21 protein-coding genes and 2 tRNA genes are annotated in these 24,998 nt (G+C 31.3%); 9 read left to right on the forward strand and 14 right to left on the reverse strand.

Annotation, left to right across the window (positions count from 1 at the left end):
• Positions 1 to 68: 68 nt before the first annotated feature.
• The gene (locus KA856_RS09295; RefSeq protein ID WP_210129401.1) at positions 69 to 4,685 is read left to right on the forward strand and encodes a GW dipeptide domain-containing protein; all 4,617 of its coding nucleotides are present in this window, start codon (positions 69 to 71) and stop codon (positions 4,683 to 4,685) included.
• A 429-nt stretch (positions 4,686 to 5,114) separates the two neighbouring features.
• On the opposite strand, the gene KA856_RS09300 is transcribed toward KA856_RS09295, so the two are convergent.
• A complete protein-coding gene (locus tag KA856_RS09300; protein WP_210138647.1) occupies positions 5,115 to 5,537 on the reverse strand; it encodes a MarR family transcriptional regulator in 423 nt (140 codons plus the stop codon).
• A gap of 204 nt (positions 5,538 to 5,741) precedes the next feature.
• Here KA856_RS09300 and KA856_RS09305 point away from each other — a divergent pair, with 204 nt between their 5' ends.
• Together KA856_RS09305 and KA856_RS09310 are read left to right on the forward strand one after the other, a co-directional pair.
• Positions 5,742 to 6,746: an acyltransferase family protein gene (locus KA856_RS09305; protein ID WP_107384693.1), complete on the forward strand. Its 1,005-nt coding sequence runs from the start codon at positions 5,742 to 5,744 to the stop codon at positions 6,744 to 6,746.
• A gap of 120 nt (positions 6,747 to 6,866) precedes the next feature.
• Entirely contained in the window at positions 6,867 to 8,027 is a 1,161-nt protein-coding gene (locus KA856_RS09310) for an aminotransferase class I/II-fold pyridoxal phosphate-dependent enzyme (protein ID WP_210138648.1), read from the forward strand.
• 396 nt (positions 8,028 to 8,423) lie between these two features.
• Here KA856_RS09310 and KA856_RS09315 read toward each other — a convergent pair whose 3' ends face one another.
• From KA856_RS09315 to KA856_RS09335, 5 genes are all read right to left on the reverse strand, one after another.
• Positions 8,424 to 8,861 (reverse strand): MarR family winged helix-turn-helix transcriptional regulator, encoded by a 438-nt coding sequence (locus KA856_RS09315; protein WP_107384695.1) that lies wholly within the window; start codon positions 8,859 to 8,861, stop codon positions 8,424 to 8,426.
• Between the two features lie 442 nt (positions 8,862 to 9,303).
• Positions 9,304 to 10,122, reverse strand: a complete 819-nt coding sequence (menB, locus tag KA856_RS09320; protein WP_181187537.1) for a 1,4-dihydroxy-2-naphthoyl-CoA synthase — start codon at positions 10,120 to 10,122, stop codon at positions 9,304 to 9,306.
• Entirely contained in the window at positions 10,115 to 10,924 is an 810-nt protein-coding gene (gene menH, locus KA856_RS09325; RefSeq protein ID WP_107384697.1) for a 2-succinyl-6-hydroxy-2,4-cyclohexadiene-1-carboxylate synthase, read from the reverse strand. The genes menB and menH overlap by 8 nt, the downstream gene beginning before the upstream one ends.
• Complete coding sequence (gene menD, locus KA856_RS09330; protein WP_107384698.1) at positions 10,911 to 12,593, reverse strand: 2-succinyl-5-enolpyruvyl-6-hydroxy-3-cyclohexene-1-carboxylic-acid synthase; 1,683 nt, start codon at positions 12,591 to 12,593, stop codon at positions 10,911 to 10,913. Before menD ends, menH begins: the two co-directional genes overlap by 14 nt.
• Positions 12,586 to 13,938 carry an isochorismate synthase gene (locus KA856_RS09335; RefSeq protein ID WP_107384699.1) on the reverse strand — a complete coding sequence of 451 codons (1,353 nt, stop codon included), beginning with the start codon at positions 13,936 to 13,938 and terminating at the stop codon, positions 12,586 to 12,588. Before KA856_RS09335 ends, menD begins: the two co-directional genes overlap by 8 nt.
• Positions 13,939 to 14,128: 190 nt before the next feature.
• On the opposite strand from KA856_RS09335, the gene KA856_RS09340 reads away from it, so the two are divergent.
• Positions 14,129 to 15,067: a 1,4-dihydroxy-2-naphthoate polyprenyltransferase gene (locus tag KA856_RS09340; protein WP_107384700.1), complete on the forward strand. Its 939-nt coding sequence runs from the start codon at positions 14,129 to 14,131 to the stop codon at positions 15,065 to 15,067.
• A gap of 88 nt (positions 15,068 to 15,155) precedes the next feature.
• On the opposite strand, the gene KA856_RS09345 is transcribed toward KA856_RS09340, so the two are convergent.
• Entirely contained in the window at positions 15,156 to 15,707 is a 552-nt protein-coding gene (locus tag KA856_RS09345) for a GNAT family N-acetyltransferase (protein ID WP_107384701.1), read from the reverse strand.
• Positions 15,708 to 15,883: 176 nt separating this feature from the next.
• Here KA856_RS09345 and KA856_RS09350 point away from each other — a divergent pair, with 176 nt between their 5' ends.
• Positions 15,884 to 16,096 (forward strand): TM2 domain-containing protein, encoded by a 213-nt coding sequence (locus KA856_RS09350; protein ID WP_107386261.1) that lies wholly within the window; start codon positions 15,884 to 15,886, stop codon positions 16,094 to 16,096.
• Between the two features lie 106 nt (positions 16,097 to 16,202).
• Entirely contained in the window at positions 16,203 to 16,292 is a 90-nt protein-coding gene (locus tag KA856_RS14150; RefSeq protein ID WP_019469096.1) for an SAR1012 family small protein, read from the forward strand.
• A 178-nt stretch (positions 16,293 to 16,470) separates the two neighbouring features.
• Here the strand turns inward: KA856_RS14150 and KA856_RS09355 are convergent.
• The 3 genes from KA856_RS09355 to KA856_RS09365 all read right to left on the reverse strand — a co-directional run bounded on the left by KA856_RS09355 (position 16,471) and on the right by KA856_RS09365 (position 17,353).
• Positions 16,471 to 16,559 (reverse strand) — tRNA-Ser (locus tag KA856_RS09355).
• Positions 16,560 to 16,561: 2 nt separating this feature from the next.
• Positions 16,562 to 16,636: transfer RNA gene (locus tag KA856_RS09360), tRNA-Asn, on the reverse strand.
• A gap of 153 nt (positions 16,637 to 16,789) precedes the next feature.
• Positions 16,790 to 17,353, reverse strand: a complete 564-nt coding sequence (locus KA856_RS09365) for a competence protein ComK (RefSeq protein WP_210138649.1) — start codon at positions 17,351 to 17,353, stop codon at positions 16,790 to 16,792.
• A gap of 251 nt (positions 17,354 to 17,604) precedes the next feature.
• Between KA856_RS09365 and KA856_RS09370 the strand changes: the two genes are divergently transcribed.
• Complete coding sequence (locus KA856_RS09370; protein ID WP_019469091.1) at positions 17,605 to 17,823, forward strand: IDEAL domain-containing protein; 219 nt, start codon at positions 17,605 to 17,607, stop codon at positions 17,821 to 17,823.
• A gap of 78 nt (positions 17,824 to 17,901) precedes the next feature.
• Here the strand turns inward: KA856_RS09370 and lplA are convergent, their stop codons facing one another.
• On the reverse strand, positions 17,902 to 18,891 hold the full coding sequence (gene lplA / locus KA856_RS09375; protein ID WP_019469090.1) for a lipoate--protein ligase: 990 nt from the start codon (positions 18,889 to 18,891) through the stop codon (positions 17,902 to 17,904).
• Between the two features lie 197 nt (positions 18,892 to 19,088).
• Here lplA and KA856_RS09380 point away from each other — a divergent pair, with 197 nt between their 5' ends.
• Complete coding sequence (locus KA856_RS09380; protein ID WP_002508073.1) at positions 19,089 to 19,274, forward strand: YkvS family protein; 186 nt, start codon at positions 19,089 to 19,091, stop codon at positions 19,272 to 19,274.
• 5 nt (positions 19,275 to 19,279) lie between these two features.
• Positions 19,280 to 19,882, forward strand: coding sequence for a CPBP family glutamic-type intramembrane protease (locus tag KA856_RS09385; protein WP_107384867.1), 603 nt, complete (start codon positions 19,280 to 19,282; stop codon positions 19,880 to 19,882).
• Positions 19,883 to 20,091: 209 nt separating this feature from the next.
• Here the strand turns inward: KA856_RS09385 and KA856_RS09390 are convergent, their stop codons facing one another.
• The 3 genes from KA856_RS09390 to KA856_RS09400 form a co-directional block, all read right to left on the reverse strand.
• Positions 20,092 to 21,600, reverse strand: a complete 1,509-nt coding sequence (locus KA856_RS09390) for a bifunctional metallophosphatase/5'-nucleotidase (RefSeq protein WP_107384868.1) — start codon at positions 21,598 to 21,600, stop codon at positions 20,092 to 20,094.
• A 184-nt stretch (positions 21,601 to 21,784) separates the two neighbouring features.
• On the reverse strand, positions 21,785 to 23,143 hold the full coding sequence (locus tag KA856_RS09395; RefSeq protein WP_107384869.1) for a TrkH family potassium uptake protein: 1,359 nt from the start codon (positions 23,141 to 23,143) through the stop codon (positions 21,785 to 21,787).
• 18 nt (positions 23,144 to 23,161) lie between these two features.
• Positions 23,162 to 24,904, reverse strand: coding sequence for a S1C family serine protease (locus tag KA856_RS09400; protein ID WP_107384870.1), 1,743 nt, complete (start codon positions 24,902 to 24,904; stop codon positions 23,162 to 23,164).
• Between the last annotated feature and the right edge of the window lie 94 nt (positions 24,905 to 24,998).

Here is a 24,998-nt window from a genome sequence, read left to right on the forward strand (position 1 = left end):
AATCAATTCAATTAAACTATCTTCGTATTATAATGGTATTAAATATTAATAATAAAAGGGGCAGTTAAATGACTAATAAAAAGTTGAATTATAAGGTACCTTCAATAGTTGCATTGACATTAGCAGGTACAGCTTTGACAACCCATTATGCACATGCAGCTGATAGTACACAAGATCAGAAATCAAATAAAAATGTGTTAAATGATGAAAATACCTTAAAACAAAGCGAAGAAATAAAATCTGAAGTAAGTAAACCAACGACAAATATTTCAGGAACACAAACATACAATGATCCAAGTCAAGTGCAAGAGCTTAAATCTGATGAACCTGAAAATTATGATGCACAGTTAGATGAACTTAATAAAGACACATCAAGTCAAAATACATATCTTACTCAGAATCAAGAAGACCAAAATAATTCTAACGTCAATAATTACACAGAGACTCATACTGAACAATTAGCAACTGACGCTCAAAATGAAAGTGCTCAAGATGAAAGTAATGATGCTTCTAGCGTTACAGGTAATACAGATGATAATGCTAATGTTGTTCAAAATGACGATACTTCAGATGTTTCTAATACAGAGGCACCTTCTTCTAATTCCGAAAATGAAAATCATGTTGCGTCTAACAGTTCTGAAGATACAGACGACAACACTAACGTTGCTCAAAACGATAATGATTCAGAAGTTTCTAATACAGAGGTAAATTCTGAACAACCAACTTCTGATTCGCAAAATATAAATAATGATGCTTCTAACGTTGCAGATGATAAAGATGATAGCAATAATGTTGCTCAAAATGATAATGATTCAGAAGTTTCTAATACAGAGGTAAGCTCTGACGATTCAACTTCTGATACTGAAAATGAAACTCATAATGCTTCTAACGAGACTGAAGACAAAGACAATAACACTAACGTTGCAGATGATAAAGATGATAGCACTAATGTTGCTCAAAATGATAATGATTCAGTGACTTCTAATACAGAGGTAAGTTCTGACGATTCAACTTCTGATGCTGAAAACGAAACTCATAATGTTTCTAACGAGACTGAAGACAAAGACAATAACACTAACGTTGCAGATGATAAAGATGACAGCACTAATGTTGCTCAAAATGATAATGATTCAGTGACTTCTAATACAGAGGTAAGTTCTGACGATTCAACTTCTGATGCTGAAAACGAAACTCATAATGCCTCTAACGAGACTGAAGACAAAGACGACAACACTAACGTTGCAGATGATAAAGATGACAGCACTAATGTTACTCAAAACGACAATGATTCAGAAGTTTCTAATACAGAGGTAAGTTCTGACGATTCAACTTCTGATACTGATAATGAAACTCATAATGCTTCTAACGAGACTGAAGACAAAGACGATAACACTAACGTTGCAGATGATAAAGATGACAGCACTAATGTTACTCAAAACGATAATGATTCAGAAGTTTCTAATACAGAGGTAAGCTCTGACGATTCAACTTCTGATACTGAAAATGAAACTCATAATGCTTCTAACGAGACTGAAGACAAAGATAATAACACTAACGTTGCAGATGATAAAGATGACAGCACTAATGTTGCTCAAAATGATAATGATTCAGAAGTTTCTAATACAGAGGTAAGCTCTGACGATTCAACTACTACAAATGAGTCTGACAAAGAAGCACAAACTAAAAAGGTTAATACTTTAGATTCAGATATAAATACTTCAGCTAAAACGGGTCAAATTTATAAAAGTGATGCAACACCAAAATTAAGAATGGCTAGATCAGTTAGTACTCCTACTATAGCTACAAGATCAGCTGTCACTAAAGAATCTACAACTAAAAGTTCATTACCTAAATATACGCCAAAAGTAAATTCATCAATAAATAATTATATTCGTAAAAACAACTTCAAAGCTCCTAACTATGAACAAGATATCGCAAGTTATTTACCAAAATATCAATATCGTTATGGTAAACCTGAAGGTATCGTTATGCATGATACTGCAAACGATAATTCAACAATTACTGGTGAAATTAATTACATGAAAAATAATTATAATAGCGCATTTGTACATGCATATGTAGATGGTAATCGTATAATTGAAACAGCTAATACAGATTATTTAGCATGGGGAGCTGGCCCAGCTGCAAACGATCGCTTTATTCATGTAGAATTAGTCCATACACATGACTATGATTCATTTGCGCGTTCAATCAATAACTACGCAGACTATGCAGCTACAAACCTACAATATTATGGACTTGCTCCTGATAGCTCTGAGTACGATGGTGTTGGAACTGTTTGGACGCATAAAGCTGTAAGTAATTATTTAGGTGGATCAGATCATATCGACCCTCATGGTTATTTAGCTAACCATAATTATAGTTATGATGAACTTTATGATTTAATTTATGAAAAATATTTAATTAAAACAGGTAAAGCTGCTGCTTGGGGTACCACTTCATCTGGAAGTACAAGTGGAAGCAAGAACGAATCAAATGGTTCTACTACAAAACCATCTACTAATACTGGTAAATTAACAGTATCAACTAACAACGGTGTTGGTCGTATAAATACAAGTAATGATGGTTTATATACCACTGTTTATGATCAAAATGGTAAGAAAACAAGTAAAACAAATCAAACTTTAAAAGTTACAAAATCAGCCACTTTAGGAAACAAAAACTTTTATTTAGTTTCTGATTATAATAAAGGTGATTTAATAGGATGGGTACATCAAAATGATGTAAGTTATAACTCTGCTAAGTCCGTTGTTAAAAACAACCAATCCTATAAAATCAAACCTGGTGAAGTTGTTTATACTGTACCTTGGGGCACTAGTTCTCAAAAAGCAGGCACAGTTTCAGGTAGTTCTAGTCAAACATTCAAAGCATCAAAACAACAGCAAATTGGCAAAACAAATTATGTTTATGGCACAGTAAATAATTTATCTGGTTGGGTAAGCTTAAGTAAATTAACTTCGACAAGCAAAACAGCTACTTCCCCTACTACAAATAATCATTTAACTGTCAATACACTTACAAGTCAACAAGGTACAGTGGCTAAGACAAATCATGGTGTTTATACATCTGTATATGATAAAAAAGGTATTCAAAAATCTTATGTAAATGGTAAAACTTATAAATTAAGCAAAAAAGCTACATTAGGAAATAATTCATTTTATTTAATTACAGATAATAAAACAAATACTAACTTGGGTTGGATGCAAACAGGTGATATCACTGTTAAGGAAGCAGTTACAAAAGCTACTGCTACACCAACGACATCAGTTAGTAAAATCGGACAATTAAATACAAATAATTCTGGTATTAAAACAACTGTTTATGATAAAAAAGGTAAAAATGCTTCGAAATTTGCTGGCCGTACGTATACGGTAACTAAACAACGTACGCAAGGTAATAACACTTACGTGTTAATTCAAAATACTAAACAAAATACACCTATTGGTTGGGTTAATACTAAAGATATAAATACGCGTGACTTAAGCAAAACAAAAGCTAAAACTGGACAATATACTGTAAAAGCAACGAACAATGGTTTATATGCAATTCCATGGGGTACAAAAGCTCAGCAATTAGATACTCAAAATAATATTAAGAATAGTAAATTTAACGCATCAAAATCTGTGTTTGTTGATAAAGATGAGTATCTATATGGAAATGTAAATAATAAAACTGGATGGATTTCAGCTAAAGATTTAAATAAAACTCAAACACAATCAGCTGTCACACCACAAAAATTCGACTATGTTATTTACAATGCAAGCGGTAATTATTACTTGAATCCTAACGCTACAAAATCAGCTGGATCATTGAAAGGTTTCCATGAAAGCATCTTTACTGTTTTTGAAAAACAAATCATTAATGGTGTAACTTGGTATCATGGTAAGTTATCAAACGGTAAAATTGTTTGGATTAAAGAAAGTGATTTGCGTAAAGAACTAGTAAAATATTATAAATCTAATCTTACTTTAGATCAGGCTGTCGCGTTACAACATGGTATGAAATTCAAACCTCAAATTCAACGTACACCTAGAAAATGGGAAGATGCAACAGCGAGTGAGATTAAAAATGCTATGAATAGTAGTAAACTTGCTAAAGATCCAACCCAAAAATACCAATTCTTACGCCTAGATAAATCTCAAAATATTTCTGGTACTGATTTAGATAAATTACTAGTTGGTAAAGGTATATTAGAAGGTCAAGGTGAAGCATTTAGTGAAGCTGCAAAAACTTATAATATCAATGAAGTTTACTTAGTTTCTCATGCTCTACTTGAAACTGGAAACGGTACTTCTAAGCTTGCTAATGGTGGCGACGTAGTAAATAATAAAGTTGTTACTAATGGTGCTAAAAAATATTACAATATGTTCGGTATTGGAGCCGTTGATAAAGATCCTGTAAAACAAGGTTTTGCTACCGCTAAAAATAATGGTTGGGATACTGTTAAAAAAGCAATTGTCGGTGGTGCTAAATTCATCGCTAATTCATACATCAATCAAGGGCAAAACACTTTATATAAAATGCGTTGGAACCCTGATAATCCAGGCGTACATCAATATGCAACTGATGTAGCATGGGCATCTCATAATGCTACACGTATTAAAGGGTTCTATGATTCTATGAATAAATTAGGTAAATATTTTGATATAAACACATATAAATAACAATAAACCATAATTATGTATATTTAAAAACATAGATAAACCTTAGGTGATATTTTACCTAAGGTTTATTTTTTATATAATGTAATACAATTTAGGAATTCTATTACTAACTAGAGCCTATAGTTCTGTTTATTAGTCACATTGCTTTGTTTATTTTATAGCAACACGGATTTTCCAAATTATTTTAGAAACCTTTAAAACTATAACAATAACTTCTTTTGGGTAATGCAAACTCTTTTTCAATTATTAAATATGAATTTTAACTTTCTGTTTCTAAACGTTTTGATTAATTTGAGCTTTATAACATTAAAAAGAACTAATCCTTATTCATAAGGATTAGTTCTATATTTTAATCATAAAAATTTTGTTGCAGTCATTTTTAATTTTTATTATCAGATGCTGCTAGAAATTTTAGCGATTGTTTATCGTCTATTTTATATAATTATGATGGTTGTTTAATTTATTTAATAAGTAATTTAAGTTTTCAATATCATTTAATGTTAAATTTTGACATCTTGCTTCAATCAAAGCTACCCTAACTTCGTTAATTTGCTGGACAAGGGCTTTCGTTTTTTCTGTAATCATTAAATCTTTACACCTTAAATCTTTATTTGACTGTTTGCTGGTAATATAGCCCATTTGGCATAACTTTTTGATCCACCTAGACACTATAGACTGTTCTTTATTAATTTTCATTGTTAAATCGTACTGCGATAGCACATTATAATGATACAAAATCCTTAACATTTCTAACTGTTCGGAAGTTAAATCTTTACGTTGGCCGAACCTTCTACTGACTAAATTTAAATCATTACTTGTAAGTGTAATTAATTGTTCTAGTTGTTTATACATGTTGTTTCATCTCCACTACTTTAATTAAAATGTTTAATAGCATTTAAATTTATTATTTTATTTTCTAATATTATAATGTTATTCCGTATAATATACAATAATAATCTACAAAACAGTCGGTTTTGTTGCATTTGTCATATGTTTTATAATAAATTAGAAACAGTGATTATAAATTTTTACCTGCATTAAAAAAGGAGCAACTACATGACACAGATAAAAGAAAGAGATTATTTCTTCGACAATGCGAGAATGATATTAATATTTCTTGTTGTATTTGGTCATTTATTACAACCATATACTGAAGAAAGTAAATATCTTTCGTCACTTTATTTAACTATATATAGTTTCCATATGCCATGCTTTTTGTTCATCTCAGGTTATTTTGCTAAAAAAGCAGGCAAGGCTGGTTATCTAGAAAAAGTTTCAAAAAAATTATTGGTACCTTATTTTATTTTCTTTGGCTTTTTTACCTTTTACTACTATTTCACAGGAAAAGAAGACAGTGTTAAATTTGATCCATTTGACCCTGTATTTGCATTATGGTTTTTACTTACATTATTCTTCTTCCATGTCATATTAGTTATAGTCAAAGATTATAAACCATATTTTGTATTACCAATATCCATCATTATTTCTTTATTTGCAGGTTATTCAGATGATATTGACAATTATTTAAGTTTTTCAAGAACAATCATGTTCTTCCCTATTTTTTATTTAGGTTATTTATTTACTAGTGAACATACACGTTTATTAAGAAGTAAAAAATTCATGCCGATCGCTGTCAGCATCCTACTCCTTTTTTATATCATTTATACTTTACATCCTATAAACGCTGATTGGCTTTTAGGTGATTCACCGTATATGTCACTGGAAGGTAAACAAGATTTATATAGTCCAATTAAACGATTACTATTATACTTTATTATTTTAATTACAATGTTTTCTTTCCTTAATTTAGTACCTGAAAAAGAAAGATTTTTCACATACATTGGTCGTCGCACTATGTATGTATATTTACTACACGGCATTGTAATTGGTATTATACGTGGTTTTGATATTTATCCATTTAAAGATCAGATCTCTATAATGACTTATATCTATCTAATCTTACTCACAAGTATTATTGTATATGTATTATCAACAAGATTTATATCTAAGTGGACCAATCCAGTCATAAACTTGCAATCCCCTGCCAATTTTAAAGATTAATACGATATTCAACCGATTTGTAGTTGTTTCAAATATGTTATGATAGTAGTAATTTGATATTAAAAGCTAGTCATACTTATTTATCTACAGATCGGTATTTTTATTTTGAGGTGAAAAACAATGAAGCTATCTTTAAACGACAATTCTAAATTTTTAACGGCACCAAGTATTAGGCAATTTTCAAATAAAATTAAAGATATTGATGATTGTATCAATTTAACAATCGGACAACCAGATTTCCCTATGCCTGATGTCGTAAAAAACGCATATATTAATGCAATAAAAGAAAACCAAACGAAATATTCCCATAACAAAGGATTACTTGAAACACGTAATGCAGTCGGTCATTACTTTAAACAACGTTATGGTTTTCATTATAGTTCTGATGAAATCATTATTACAAATGGTGCTAGTGAAGCACTAGACACAGCTTTAAGAAACATAATTAACCCAGGTGATGAAATATTGATCCCTAGTCCTATTTATGCCGGTTATATCCCATTAATTAAAACACTTGGTGGAATTCCGGTATATATCGACACTACAAAATCAGATTTCAAAATAACGCCTGAAGCAATCAAGCAAAATATATCACCAAAAACAAAAGCAATTCTTTTAAATTATCCTACTAACCCTACTGGTGTCATTTTAACTTATGATGAAGTTCATGCACTTACAGAAGTGTTAAAAAACGAAGAAATCTTTATCATTAGTGATGAAATTTATGCAGAGAATACGTTTAGTAATAAACACTGTTCTTTTGCTGAATTTGAATCAATCCGTGATCAATTATTGCTTGTAAGTGGATTAAGTAAATCTCATTCTGCTACTGGTATTCGTATTGGTTTTTTAATAGGTCCTGAATATTTAATTGAAAAGTTAACATATATGCATGCTTATAATTGTATTTGCGCAAATGTACCTGCTCAAATTGCTTGTATAGCAGCGTTAAACGAAGGATTAGACGCGCCTCATTATATGAACAAAGCATATATTGAAAGACGAGATTTTTTAATCACAAAACTTCAAGCTTTAGGTTTTAAACTCGACGCTAAACCAGAAGGTGCTTTTTATATCTTCCCAAGTATTGAAAATTTCACTGAAAATGATTTTGATTTTTGCGTAGATGTACTTGAAAAAGCACATGTTGCAATGGTACCAGGTTCTGCTTTTACAGATATCGGTAAAGGCCATGTGCGTATTTCTTACGCCTATGAACTTGATGCTTTAAAAGAGGCTATGAGAAGATTAGAGCTTTATATAAAAGAACACTATGAATAACAATATGTTAATTTGTAGTTTAAATATTTTTATCAATTTTAACTATGGCTATATATGTATTCAATATTTGAGCCTAAAACCTAATTGAATACATACATGTTGTTTTATGCGTATTAACATCCAACATCAGACTTCAGCATAAAAATTGATGAACTGTAACATACAGTCAGTCATTATAGTGATTAAAAATACTTGTATTTAAAGTGATTCGTTGTAAGGAGGCGTATGAGGAGAACTTTACTGGTAAATGTCTATATATTTAGACAGAGGTGAATTTCTGGAAAAACATCTATGTTTTAGGAAATACGATATAAAAGAGGCTCGTAAATGAATTTCAAAGAAAATTCATTTACGGGCTTCTTTTATATTATGATTTATTTTTCAGATATATACGTTTTATTGATAGATGTTTTTTTCAGCAAACTTTTTCATTAATTTATAATATATATCTATATCTTCCGAACTCATATTAAACTGTGTTAAAACTTCATCTGAAATTTGTTCAAATTTCTCTTTTAACCCACTACCCTTTTTTGTCAATTGGACTTTAACTCTACGCTCATCCTCTTCTGTTCTCATACGTTCAATTAATCCTTTTTTTTCGAGTCTTTTAATAATTGGGCTTATTGTACCAGAATCTAAATATAATTGATCGCATAAGGTTTTTATAAATACAGGTTTCGAATTTTCAATATATAACATCACCACATAATTGGGAAAGCTAATATCATACTGCTTTAGATGTTTATTAAATTTATTTACTATCTCTTTACTAGAAACATAAAACAGAAAACACATATCCTGCATAAGGTCTTTATTTTTATATTGTGCCATTCATTACTCTCCTCTGCCCTTTTTTATTATATTAATAGAAATTTTATTTTTGGTCAAATATAATAACAAAATGTTTAAAAATTTTAACATTACTAGTATTAGTCAATAGAATATTCTGAAAACGAATTTCACTCAATTTACATGTTTTACAATTGCTTTTTAATAATAAATTTAAAAACTATATTTTCATATTATATTTCAACTTTTTTCCTTAATGAAATGTATATTTTATAAATATTGGATTTATGAGCTTGAACACTTTTTTTGATCCTAATACTTACGACTAAGTATAAAATAGTGAATAAATGGCTATAAAATTGTATAAAAAAATCGTTAATTTCTATATTATCTAATAGAAATTAACGATTTTTTTTAGCTTAGCCTCATAACTTATAGTCACAACACACTAATTTATTAATGTATTGCTTTTAAGCAATTTTGCTTACGGGAATTTAGGGAATTGATCAAAATCAGGGTTACGTTTTTCCTTAAACGCATCTCTACCTTCTTTAGCTTCATCAGTTGTATAATACAATAGCGTAGCATCGCCCGCCATTTGTTGTAATCCTGCTAATCCGTCAGTATCAGCATTCATTGCCGCTTTTAAGAATCTTAATGCTGTTGGAGAATGTTGCATGATTTCTTCACACCATTTTACTGTTTCATCCTCTATATCAGCTAAAGGTACAACGGTATTTACTAAGCCCATATCTAAAGCTTCTTGTGCATTATATTGACGGCATAAATACCAAATTTCACGTGCTTTTTTATGTCCTACAATGCGAGCTAAATATCCTGAACCATAACCAGCATCAAATGATCCTACTTTTGGTCCTGTTTGACCAAATATTGCATTATCTGCGGCGATTGTTAAGTCACACACAACATTCAAGACATTTCCTCCACCGATGGCATATCCTCTAACCATCGCAATTACTGGTTTTGGAATAATACGTATAAGTCTTTGTAAATCCAACACATTAAGACGCGGAATTTGGTCATCACCAACATAACCACCATGGCCACGTACTTTTTGGTCTCCACCTGAACAGAATGCCTTTTCACCTTCACCTGTTAAGATAATAACTGAAATACGTTGATCATCTCTAGCTCTTGTAAAAGCATCTATCATTTCTTGTACAGTATTTGGTGTAAATGCATTACGAACTTCAGGTCTATTGATAGTTACTTTTGCTATACCATTATAAAATTCGTACTTAATCTCTTTATATTCTTTAATTGTTTCCCATTGTCTAGTCATTTTGCTCCTCCTTAAAAATAAAACCTAACACTATTTTATCAAATTCTGTCATTTCTTCCACATGTACAGTATGACCACTACCATCAACTTCATATAAGCTCGTTTCTGGTATTAAATCGCACATATTATAAGCAGTTTTTATAAATTTTTCATCTAAACTTCCTACAATTATACACGTTGGAACTGTAATGTTTGCTATTTCGGGCCATAAATTGGGCATATGGCCTGTGCCATAGTCTCTTAAAGCTTTTGCTAATCGTATAGGGTTTTGTTGCAATCGCATTCGACGAATTTTTTGTTTTATTTCTGTACTTAAACCATACTGACTTTGAAATAAAGGTAATTTTTCCCAATCATTTACAAAAACTTCTAATCCAGCTATTTCTAAAACTTTTGCACGCGCTTGATCAATTTGTATTCTTTCTATGCGATCGTCTTCATCTGCAATACCTGGAGAACTACTTTCCAATATTAAACCATCTAAGTGATGTTTTCCATGGAGTACGTAATATAAAGCAATTCTACCACCCATAGAATAACCATGTAAAAAAATACGATATGATGACTTAAATGAAGTTAATGTATCATCTAATGATTCGCAAATAAATTCAAAATTCCAAGTATGATTTTCACTTGATTGATCAAGCCCATGACCTGGCAAGTCAATAGTTAATACATTTATTTCATCTGTGAACGTTTTGATATGTTCATCAAATGTCGATTGATCACTTATAAATCCATGCAATAATACGAGCAAATCTTTTGAGTTATTTGTAGTTTGATGAAATTTATAATGTAACATCGATAATATCACTCAATTTCGTATAGAGATTTTGGTGTTGATTTAAATTCTCATCACGGTTTGTAATGATTTCATATATATGCGCACCAAGTTTTGATAGCTCAGCATATTTAAAAGTCTCAATTGTTTCAAAACATCTGTAAGAGAAATCATAAAGTAATGCAGCATGTTCAAAGTTTAATCCTGTCGGTGTACCAAAAAGTCTTTCAAAATAAATATCAGCTGACGACTTTTGTGGTAGAAAGGAAAAAATTCCGCCACCATCATTATTTAAGAGTATGATATTTAAGTTGATATTATTTAATTTTGACATGAGCAGACCATTCATATCATGATAGAATGCTAAATCACCTATTAATAATGTTACGCGTTTATGTGCCGCCATTCCTATCGCAGTAGAAATAACACCATCTATGCCATTAGCTCCTCTATTAGCATAAACCTCTGCTTCACAATCTACAAATAAATTATCGACATCACGGATTGGCATACTATTGCTAACAAACAGCGCATCTTCTTTCGTTAATTTATCTAATACATTCGCTACAAAAGCTGATTCATCTGTAGCAGTTCTCAAATAGTCTTTGATTTGAATATGTGCTTGTTTTTCTAATGATTGCCATTTTTCTAACCAATTTTTACGTTCTACAGTAGGAATTTCAGAAAGTTGTCTAAAGAAATCATTGGCCGACATTTCGTAAGATACATGTGGTACCTTTGGAAATGCATCTGGTTGATCATTATTTTGCACTAATATTTGAAAAGCTTCTGTGGCTTTTAACCATTGATTTACTTTTTTAGAAATCACTGGTTTACCTACGCGAATAATAAAATCAGCATTTATAGATAACCCCGATCTATACAATAAATCATAAGTTGTCACTACATTAGGATGATGTTCTTTACGTAATTGGCTCAAAGGATCTGCTAATATAGGCATGTCATGGATCGTCGCAAAAGTAAGTATTTGATCGACATCTTGATGTTGCATATCACCTACAACAATTAGTCCTTTGCGTTTTTGCATAATCGCTTTGATTTCATTCAAACTTGCTGTCTTTTGATAATGTGGCAATATCTTACTATCTGAACTTAACCATTCTACTTTTTCTAAGTTCGGAGTTAAAGGCTCCCTAAATGGTAAATTCAAATGTATTGGCCCACGATGTGGTCCATAAAAATATTGACTTGCTTTTTGCATTTGAAAATTTATAGTGTCTAACAAATAATCTTGTTCTTCATCAGCATCCGCTATTGGAAAATCAAATTGATATTGAACATAGTTCTCAAACATATTTGTTTGATTTATCGCTTGAGGTGCACCTATTTCCCTTAATTCATGTGGTCTATCACTCGTCAAAACGACCAATGGTAAATGACTTAAATTACTTTCTGCAATCGCAGGTGTATAATTGGCAGCCGCAGTACCTGATGTACATAAAATTGCAACTGGTCTTTCACTGCCTTTCATTAATCCCATTGCAAAAAAAGCAGCACTACGTTCATCTGGATGAATCCAAGATTTTAGTTTAGGATGTGCCTCTATAGCAATAGCTAAAGGCGTTGAACGTGAACCAGGGCTTATTACTACTTCTCTTATGCCATATGCATATAGTTCTGAGACTAATGTAAAAACTTGTTTTGTTAAAGCGTCTGTGTAATTATTCATATTTCTCTACTCCTAAAGCTTTCATCATCGGATTGAATTTAACAGCAGTTTCTTCTACTTCACTATCAGCATCAGAATTTTGTACAATACCGCACCCAGCAAACAAAGTAGCTTGATTCTTTTTAATTAACATAGATCGAATCGCTACGATAAACTCACAGTTATCATACATATCAATATAACCTACTGGAGCGCCATATAGACCTCGAGTACCAAACTCATTGTTTTCAATATAAGAAATAGCTTCTTCTTTAGGATAACCACCTAATGCTGGTGTAGGATGAAGATTATCCAATAATCCAATATATGAATTCTGGATTAAATGCCCTTCAATTTTTGTATATAAATGGTATAAATGATCGTTCGTTAAAATTTGTGGTTTTTTATTAAATTTTATTTGCTCTACATAAGGCTTGATATCATTTAATATACTTTTCACAACAAAATGATGTTCATTTAAATTCTTTTTATCATTTAAAAATGCATCAATGTTTGCCTTATCTATGTCATCTCGATGTGTTCTTTTAATCGTACCAGCAACTGCTTTAGTTGATAGCACATCATCTTTTACTTCCATTAATTGCTCAGGGGTCTGAGAGAAAAAGACACTGTCCTTTGATTCAAGCACAAATAAATAGCTATTGTGTTCACCTTGCATTGCCCTATTTAATATATATGGAATGTTAATGTTTTTATCAAACATAATAAGTCTTTTTCTTGCAAGTACAATTTTTTTATTTTCATCTAAAATATCAATTGTATCTTTAACTAGGTCACGCCATTCGTCTTTATAGATATCGTCAATTCTTTTTATTTCCCCTATCTCATCACTAGGTTGAACGTCCTTTTGCGTAAGTTTGTCAATAATTGCTAAGAAAGCATCCATCTCAAACTTATCAGCTTCGACAGTATACGTTATAAAAGATTGTCCCTCTTCCATCGTGACGAGTACTTCAGGCAAGACAAAATGATTAATACCAAACTCACGCCATTCATCACCTGATTTGTGTGTTGAAAATTGGAAACCGCCACAGATTTTCAAATGATGTTTTTCAGAATTTGGATGTATTAACTCAATATCATTTTTATACTTTTCCCACTCACGAAAAATAGATTGTTTATTTTCAAAATCGTTTTTAAATCTCGTAATAGCATGATAGCCAAAGAATGAAGTTTCGTTGTCATTTTTCTTGAAATAAAAACGGTCTCCTGCACAATCTTCGGTTAAATGAAATAATAATGTAGGTTCTAATTCATAATCTAATTTTGCTTCTACAGAAACCCAAGTTTGGTTACTTTCGTACACCGCTTCGACAATTTCACTTTCCTTGACATCTAAAGTCATCTATTTCACTTCTTTCATTTCATTATCTGTTTACACTCATTATAATATTGTACCACTTTTCACAATCTGTGTACGTTTTTCAGCTTATTTCATGTAGACATTTTTTACGTAAGTTGACCTTTATAACTTCTTCTATTAAAATTAATTTGATAAAAATTAATTATATTAAAAGAATTCGAGGTAAATTATTATGGCATCTCAATACCAACAATATTCAACAGTCAGAAAATACTGGCATCTAATGCGGCCACACACTTTGACTGCTGCAGTAGTTCCAGTTTTAGTAGGTACTGCAACTGCAAAAATATTCCTCCTAGGTAGTGAAGATCATCTAAAGCTTAGCTTATTCGTAGCTATGTTAGTCGCTTGTTTACTTATCCAAGCAGCTACTAACATGTTTAACGAATACTATGATTTTAAAAAAGGTTTAGATGACCATACTTCAGTAGGTATCGGTGGCGCAATTGTGCGTAATGGCATGAGTCCAAAATTAGTCATGAACTTAGCCATAACGTTCTATATTATCGCAGCAATATTAGGCATATTTATCGCTTCCCAAAGTTCATTCTGGTTACTACCGATTGGGTTAGTATGCATGGCCGTAGGTTACTTATATACGGGTGGACCATTCCCTATTTCTTGGACGCCTTTTGGTGAACTATTCTCCGGAATTTTTATGGGCATGATCATTATTTTAATTGCTTTCTTTATCCAAACTGGTAATTTACAAAGTTTAGCAGTATGGATTAGTATTCCAATCGTAATTACAATTGGACTTATCAATATGGGCAATAATATCAGAGATTGGGCAAAAGATAAGGCAAGCGGTCGAAAAACATTACCCATTTTATTAGGAAAAAATAATGCTGTACGCTTTTTAGCATTGATGTATATCGTTGCTTATTTACTCGTTATCTACATCACTTTCTTTAAACCTGGTGGTTCAATTTTCTTCTTGCTAGCCTTATTGTCATTCCCAATGCCAATCAAAGCAGTTAGAAGATTTAAAAAGAACGACACACCTGAAACAATGATGCCTGCAATGGCTGCTACAGGAAAAACTAATACTTTCTTTGGTTTCCTTTATGCATTAGGTATCTATATAAGTGCCCTATTAGGTGGTATTTAATAACAACTAATTTTAAGCTTTATGCTTATATATACAAAATCGTTCTTCATTCATTTGATGAACGATTTTTATTTTTAACAAATATACGCTAAATATGTACTAAGTGGTAATGCATATGACCATATAAATCAAATTCGCTCGTAATTTCAAAACCTAATTTTTCATAGACGCGTAATGCTGTAAGATTATCTATATCACAATTTAAACTCCATTTTTCATCTGGGTAGTTCGCAATGACATGTTTGATCAATTTCGTTGCTACACCATTCCCACGGTAATGAGGAAATGTTGCTACAGTTTCAATATACCATTCATCATCATTAGCCTCTTTCATAGGCATAGGTGTACCATAGGATTTTATATCTGCTTCTAAATCCATGTCTAGCCACGCTTGTTCCAGTTCTAATTCCTTATTGCCTGGATATGCAATTAAACATCCTGCTACATTGCCATCAATTTCATACACCCATACATTACTAATATGCCCTCTATATTTTACATCTACCATACTTTGTTCCATTATTTTTAACAAACGAAACTTTTCGACTTCTTTTACCATATCGATGTCTAATTGACTCCAAATGAGATAACATAATTCTGCAATATCTTTTTTGTCACTAGGTTTAGCTTTTCTAATCATTTTATTTCTCCTTTATTTATAGCAATTATTAATTCTATTATATATGAATCAAATTAAAATTTCGATGTAATAACAACTTTATAACTCAAATTTTGTAACATTGTTTTGTTTGTTCAATTCCACTATTTAAGAGATAATTAAAATAAGAATCTAGATAACGAAAGGACATTATACACATGAAAGTAAACAAAGTCATTTACGTCGTGCTTGCATTTCTTTTAGGATGGTGTGGCATCCACAAATTTTACTCAAACCAATTACTAAAAGGCATTATTCACTTAATATTTTTCTGGACTGGTATTCCCTATATTATTGCTATCATTAGTGGTATCTTAACAATTTTCTTTAACAAAGCAGATGAAAACGGGCTCATCACTTTCGAAAAATAGTTTTAAACTACCGCATAAAAATTTCATATATTTTCATTACTCTGATAATAAATGGGTAAAGGTATGTATGAAGCATGTATGAGTTTCGATGAGGAGGTAAAAGTTTATGAATATTATAAAACGTGTTTTTAGAACACTGATTGTCGGTTATATTGTAAGAGGAATTAGAAATTTAATTAGTAAAAAAACAAAATAAAATTTGCACATAAAATATAAGAAAATTAAAGTCCCACTATCTCAATTAAATGAGTTAGTGGGACTTATGCATAATAAGATTGGCTTTTATTTATTTTTAACAAAATAAAAAGAACGCTGATATATCAACGTCCTTCTTGTATCCAAAATATTCATTTGGATATACTCTTATGTTTTTACGGAAACGGAGGGATTCGAACCCTCGCGCCGCTCTCGCGACCTACACCCTTAGCAGGGGCGCCTCTTCAGCCAACTTGAGTACGTTTCCAATGGCTCCACAGGTAGGACTCGAACCTACGACCGATCGGTTAACAGCCGATAGCTCTACCACTGAGCTACTGTGGATAAATAGTATCTCTAATCAAGCACAAATATTATTATATCAATTAATAACAAATTTTCAAGTCATATCACAAAAAAATATGCAGAACATTTACACTAAATTAATATAATATTCCGCATATTCTACTTTTACATTAATATTTTTAATAAACTTTACTATTTACTTTCAAATAAAGAATATTTAGCGAGTGCTTCATATATATTTAATTGAGGTTTTGTGTAATCTATGGGAGACTCTGGATCAAAAGTGGCAACTCTTGCTGCTCTATCCATCATATAATAATAATAAATGCCATTTAAATATTGATGTTGCATGCTATGAGCTGAGATATTCACAACGATAGATTGATTATCAACAAAGTTCACTCTACATTTTTTATCTTTTAGTGATCTAATACTTTGAACATAATGGATATTGATCCATGTATTTTGTGTTTTTCTATCAGAATGTGTCTGGAAAAAATAAGTGGGAAATAATGGAGTAAATAAAATTGGGGGCTTGCTACTAATGCCTGTAATACGAATTGTGTCCTCTTTTTTAAAAACATAGCTACTACCATAAAATCTACAAGAACGATCAATGATTTTGTGGGTGCGTTCTTTTATCGTACTTTCGTCTTCTTTATATCTTAGTACTCGTGTACCTTCATATTGGCCAACAGGCAAATGGCACGGTTGTAATGTCATATCACCTTTTTTAATAATATACGGTTGTATCATAGTTGTAACCTCCTTGCAGTTTTGGTGATACTCAAATAATATACTATCATCATTTTAAAATCAACTTATATTATAAAATAATTTCTATATATTCTACAATTAAATTTTAGTTGCGAATCTTTTTCTATTTTTTAATTATTGAAAGTTTCGTTTTACACTTATTTTTTCGGAAAAGTCAGAATATTCGTTGATTTAAAAATCAAAACCTTGTATAATATATTTTAAATATAGATAGAGGGGTTGTGTTGACAATGAAACATAATACACATGTAAAATACAATACTTTAGAGTCTTTTGTATCTACAATTAATGACTTAGGTATTGAATTAATTATTGATGAATCATTAAGGAATGTACGTAAACAACAACTAGAAAATCTCATCGATCATGCGCTTAAAAATAAAAACGAGAATGATTTCAAACGTTATACAGAAGAATACAAAAATTTGGAGGCATATCTCGTTGGTTAATTTAGTCATAATTTATTTAAAATAAGGTCTATTCACTAATTAATTATAGTTAGCGAATAGACCTTTTATATTGTTTATTTAAGACATTAACCTGATTAACTCATATCTATCAATATCTCCAAAGTAATGATAAATATCATAATCTGCTAAAGCTTCTTCTATACTATCAAAGTCATGCAATGTACCTTCCAATGCATGTTCTAATTCAGTAACGTCTCCTACGCCAAAGAAGTCACCGAAAATTTTAGCATGTTCAATTCTTCCCTTTTTAACATCCAATTTAATTTGAACAAAACCTTTTTCAAATTTTTCTTCTCGTTCAAAATTATATTTAGGATTTCTACCGTAATTCCATTCCCAAGTTCGATATTTTTCATTACTCAATTGCTCTATGTTGGCCCAATCCTCGTCTGAAAGTTTATATTCTTCAACTTGTGTCGCCTCACCAAATATTGTTTTTAAAATAATTTCTTTAAAAGTATCAATATCTAATGGTTCAGTTAAAAATTCTGAGATGTTTGCCACCCTACTTCTCACAGATTTAATGCCTTTTGATTTGATTTTTGCAGGGTTCACACGCAAAGCATTTTGAACTTCATTTAATTCACTATTTAGCATTAAAGTTCCATGGCTAAACATTCTGTCTTTTACTTTGACCATCGCATTGCCTGAAATCTTGGCTTTACCGACTTGAATATCGTTACGACCACTCATTTCAGCATCTAAGCCAAGTGATTTCAATGCTTCTACAATAGGTTCAGTGAACTTTTTAAAATTGTGAAAACTATTACCATCATCATCCGTTATAAAACTAAAATTAAGGTTACCTGTATCATGGTACACGGCACCGCCACCAGAAATACGTCTGACTACATCTATACCATGTTCATCAATATAAGGTTGATTAACTTCTTCAATCGTATTCTGGTTTTTACCAATAATAATTGAAGGACGATTGACATAAAATAGAAAATAACTATCGTCATTCGGCATGTGTTTTAAAACATATTCTTCCATTGCCAAATTTAAAGTTGGATCGGTAATATCATTATTACTAATAAATTTCATTTACTGCACTCCTTTTCCTTTTATTGCCCTTACCTTATTTATGCAATATTTTTGTTAAAAAAGCCAATCATTTAACTGATTTATACTAATTTTTCTAAAAAAAGAATGATAACTGTATATTTAAAGGTTATTTGTTTATTTGTCTGTAGTTTTTTTGTATAATACTATCTAGTTAGCATTTCTAGGGAGGATTCAATATGACTGTTGCAGAAGTCGGAAATATAGTGGAATTTTATGACGGTTTAAAAGGCCGCGTAGAAAAAATTAATGATAACTCTGTAATTGTAGATTTAACAATTATGGAAAACTTCAATGATCTAGACCTGCCTGAAAAAACTGTCATCAATCACAAGCGATATACAATCGTCGAACAAGAAGGATAGTTTATATGAATAGAATTTCAAACGCTTTAATCTGGTTTATTGTAAGTTTTATCGTATTTCACATTATTTTATATATAATGTGGGGTGAAAAGCAAGAATACTGGTACCTTTATACTGGTATCATGCTCATCGCAGGTATCAGTTATATCTTTTACCAAAGAGATATTGAGTCAAAAAGACTATTAACATCTCTAGGGATAGGTATTATTACTGGTATCGTGCTCATTATTGTACAGCTTATTTTAGCGGTTATCTCATCAGATATTCAGTATACAGCACTGATTAAAGAGTTAACGCGAACAGGCGTATATTTTAAATGGCAAATGTTAGTTACATTATTATTTGTAATACCATGTCATGAACTCTATATGAGAACTGTATTGCAAAAAGAACTACTCAAATTAAACATTCCCATGTGGTTAAGCGTATTAATAACAGCAATTTGTTCTGCTTCTTTATTTTTCTATCTAGATAAAATGTGGATTGTTTTCTTTGTGTTTATCGTTCAAATTGTACTTTCATTAAGCTATTATTATACGCGCAGAATTGCTACGACTGTAATAGCACAAATTGTTGCAGTTGTTATTCTATTAATTTTCCACGGTTAAATTGAAACGGAAACTCAGGCTTATGAATGATGTGAAAAAGGGTTGAGATATTAACCCCTTTATCCGAATTTTAAAAGAGATTAGCCATAAATAATCTCTGCACGAAAATAAACGCCAACTTCTATTGAAATAATATAGAAATTGGCGTTTTCTTTGGTTTCGTGACATTTTTTATAGCTAATGATGACAATCAAACTTTATGTGTCATATCATATAATAACGTTAAATGTTTGTTTTTGTTCGATATGGTAATCCTTATCTTTTAAATTTCTAGAAATTAATTCTACCATTGTAATTTCTCCAGTTTCATGTATAACAGCATTTTCTAAATATTGCTTGTAGTTTCTATAGCAGTAATCAGTCATGCTTACACGATACATGTGATCCAATTTAATATTTTCTAATGTTACACGGTGATAAGGTTCAGCATTCATATCAATGGTGTAATGAACACCTTGCCAAAACGTACATAAGGTTTCATCTACAATTGTTAAACTCAATGCGCCGTCACTAAATTCTATATGTGAATAGCAATATTCTAAAATATCGTGAATTTGTTGACCTTTCATGGTTAAATCAACAGGAACATCTGGATGAGGATAAGCATTGAATAAATCTTCATTTGTAATGATGCCTCTGAGCCCTTCTTCGCCACTCGTTGGTAAGTGCACACACGATATATCATAATCATAGGCTAACCGAATACTATCATGCAATAACTGTGTAAATGGATGTGGTTTTGTAATAACATCACTCAAACCATTTACCTCAGCTGATAGAACATTTTCGTTTATGCTTTCTTCACTCCAATTACAAACTGTTTTTCTATCATAAAAAGTCAAATCTAATAATGCTTGGTCTTCTGGATAATGATTTAGATCTACGATTTTAGAATTGACATTTTCTAATTCATATGAATTTGTACGCTTTTTAAAGTTAATTTTCACATGAATAAGTTGTTCAGCATTTTGTCCAGCTTGCACATAAAGCGTTTGATCATCTCTACCAATGAATGTTTGATGTTGATGACCAGTGATTAATAAATCAATAACGCCTAAGGTTTGCATTATTTTTTCCGCTTCATTAACATTTTGTTCACGTTCATTTGATGTTTTATTTAGTTGATTAAGCCCACCATGGTATATAACAATTAAAAAGTCAGGCATTTCACTTTCGTGGATAAATCGAATCCAGCGTTTAGAAGAGCGCAATGTTTTTTCAATCCGTACATCATTTTCCATTTCAAAATGTTCACGCTCCATTAAACCATCTGAAGTTAAACCCACAATTGCGATTTTCACACCTTCAATTTCTTTAATTGTATATGGTGTAGAAAAATATGGTTCTTTCGTACGTTTATATTCAATATTTGCGGATAACCATGGGAACCTCGACAATGATACAGCCCTCGAAAAGAATGACAGTCCAAATTTAAATTCATTAGGACTAATACCACTTGCATCGTATTGCATGGCATTCATTAATTTTATCATTGGATGACGCTTATACGGTGCTACAACTGCATAATAAAAAGCTGCTAACGAACCTGCTAAACTACCACCACTATCTAATAGAATAACGTGATCATTTGTTTCTCTAATACTTTTAACATAAGAGCCTGCTCTATAAATATTTGAATTATTTTCACCACTTTGAAAATAACTATGCATATCAGAAGTAGTAATAATGTCTATTGCGATCTTTTCACTTTTTTTCATTTGCCTCTCCCCTCATTAATCATAGTCTAACACGTTTCTAAAATAGCTTGAAATAATTATGAACATATATGATTCGCTATATATGTTCCCTTTATTTAAAAATTAAAAGCACCAGTACATCATTTGTTAGATATACTGGCGCCATGGTCTCACAAATTATTAAGTTCAGATTTACTTTTGACAATCAACCAATTTGAACGCGTTCTTTAGGATAATGGAATTTATCTGGTTCTCTACGTCCACCAATCATAATGATAAAACTGATTAAGCCAACACGGCCAATGAGCATCAATAACATCAAGACGCCTTTACTCATATCATTCACATCACCTGTAATACCCAACGATAATCCACATGTTCCAAATGCTGACATGACTTCGAAAAATGCTTGTAAAAATGATACCTTCCCATTTTCAACAACTAGTATAAAAATCATGCTCGTAAAAGTTAATATACTGGCCATGATAAATACAGCAAATGAACGTTGAACATCAGTAATGTGAATCTCACGATTAAATGCTTTGATAGATGTTTTCTCAGGTTGGTTACTAAAGTTTAAAAGGAATAATATTAAAATAGCAAAGGTCGTTGTTCTAATACCACCACCTACTGAACTTGGAGATGAACCTATAAACATTAGTATACCCATAACGATATTCGTACCTTCACCAAATCCGCTTACATCAATAGTTTGAAGTCCCGCACTTCTAGTGGTTGCTGATTGAAACAATGCATAAAATAACGATTTATGCCAACTCATATTTTGAAAAGCTTGGTTATGTTCAAATAATAGAATAATTATCACACCAAAAATAAACAAACCAAAATATGTTACCGTTGTAATTTTTGCAAATAATGAAAATCTAAAATTAGGAATTCGATTTTTTATATATGCCTTCACTTCTATTAATACAGGAAAACCAATTGAACCTAACATAATTAAAAACATAACGATTGTTTGTACAAAATAATCATTTGCATAAGGTATAAGTGACTGTCCTGTTATATCAAGTCCACCATTTGTCGTCGCCGATACCGATACAAATAATCCTTGCATGATTGCATATTGTATATCCGGGGTATCTCTATAAAAATAAAATGCTAATAGTGATGCACCAACAAGTTCTATAATGATGATTGTTCGAACAATATCTAGAATCAATTTCACAGTGCCACTCATCGTATGTTTATTATTATCTAGCATAATCAATTGACGTTCGCGCATACCGATATGCTTACCTAAGACAACCCATAACATGGTTCCGATGGCCATAACACCAATCCCGCCCAAATTAAGTATCAGCATGATTATAACTTGACCAAAGGTTGTGTAAGTATCAATAATATTAACTGGCGTTAGTCCTGTTACGCTGACACCAGACACTGCAACAAACAATGAATCAATTGGATCTACAGACACATTGGACTTATGAACAAAGGGCAAGTTCAGCATTAAAAATGCCACAATAATAGCCACGATATAATACATTACAATCCCTTGTTGAGGACTTGATTTTTTTAACAATTGGTTGAAAATGGACAACGTTTCTTCACCTCAACGTTACTTCAGTTTAATCTTAATATCCTTTTCTTTACCATCTCTATAGATTTTAGCTGGTAATGTTTTTAAATCATCTTTATGATTAAAAATAATTTGTCTGTATCTAAGATTATCTTCTAATTCTTTACCATCTAATTCTACTATGACATCATTTTTTTGCAACCCAGATTTTTCACCTAATGAATCTTTTTTAACTTCACCTATAAATACGCCTTTTTTAACGTCTTCTGGTAAATTAATAGATTGCTTTGTAGCCTCATCAATATCTCCAATATTAGCAATCTTTACGCCAGTGTTAGGATATTTGACTTCACCTTTAGCTTCTAACTGCTTGGCAATATCTTCAGCGTCATTGACTGGTATAGCAAAGGCGATACCCTCAACATTATCCATATCTATTTTTAGTGATGCTATACCTACTAACTTACTATTTCTATCGATAACTGCACCACCTGAGTTACCTGGATTTACAGGTGCATCTATTTGAAAAGCGCTCATTAATACATCATATTGATCATCTTTATTGATATCTACTGGTATGTGTCTATTCAAACCTGAAATAATACCATCAGATATACTTCCTTTAAAGTCTACACCTAAAGGATTTCCTACTACTATGATTGGTTCACCTAGTACTAAAGTACTGGAATCACCTATTTTAATCGGTTTCACTTTACTATCTGATTTTACTTTAGCCTTAACAACAGCGATATCTGAATATTTATCCGTTCCAATAACTTTTCCAATAGAATAGTCATCGTTACCATATGTAATCTTTTGCTCTTTTTTATCTCCAACCACATGTGCGTTGGTCATAATAAAAATAGAGTCGCCCACTTTTTTGTAGACGACACCTGAACCTAATTCATTTTCTTTACCTGCTTCTTGTGTCTCTTTTTCAGCAGAAGTTCTATCATCACTCGTATCATTTTCAACAGTTACTACGGAATGAATTGCACTGTTCGCACTTTTCATTGTTGTTGTATAAGTCTTATCTTTATTTTGATTATCATGAAAAACATGATCATTTGAAGTGCCATTTTCATCAACATTTTTGAATATAGCTTGTATGAGTGTCAGTAAAACAATAACTGCCACAACAATTAGAATTTTGGCCCAATGTTCAATAAAGAAAGCCTTAACTTTATCAAGTGTGTTAGTCGTATTTTGGTGCTTAGTTTCAGTATTAGAATTCGAATATTCCCTAGAACTTTTTTGTTGTGAAGTTTGCTCATCATTATTCAAATAATAATCAACTCTTGATTGTTGTGCATTTTCTGAATAAAAATTCTGTTCTTGTTCTTTTTTAGGTGGGACATGTTCTTCATTTGACGATGTACTGTTATTTTGAGTCTCGCTCTCAGTGTGTACTGATTTTGAATCTATTTTATTTTCTTCCTCCACCATATCATCGTTTTCATTATACGATTGATTGATATTATTTGCTGAAGTTGTTTCATTGTGCTGTGTGTCTTCTTGCGTATGTTTGGAATTCCGCGCTGCAGCAATTGCTTGTTGTTGCTGAATTTCTTCTTGTGTTAGCTTTTCAATACGTGCTTTTCTTAAATTTTCTTTCACACGTTCTTCATTATTTTTAGCAAGTATTTCAGCTTTTTCTTCACGCTGTTTTCTAGCTTTACGTTCTTGTTGCACACGTTGTTCCCGTTCCTCGTTATGAAAGTATTCACGTCGTTTACGTCCATACTTTACTTTTGGGATGACATGTTTTTTATTTTGCGTCACAGTAAGCCCCCCTATTCCTTTTGATTACAATTCTATTATGACATAACATATATAATTTTTCTGCTTTATTTTGTCATATAAAGTTAGCATACTA

The organism is Staphylococcus sp. GDB9P120P (assembly GCF_017893435.1).
Classification (GTDB): domain Bacteria; phylum Bacillota; class Bacilli; order Staphylococcales; family Staphylococcaceae; genus Staphylococcus; species Staphylococcus cohnii.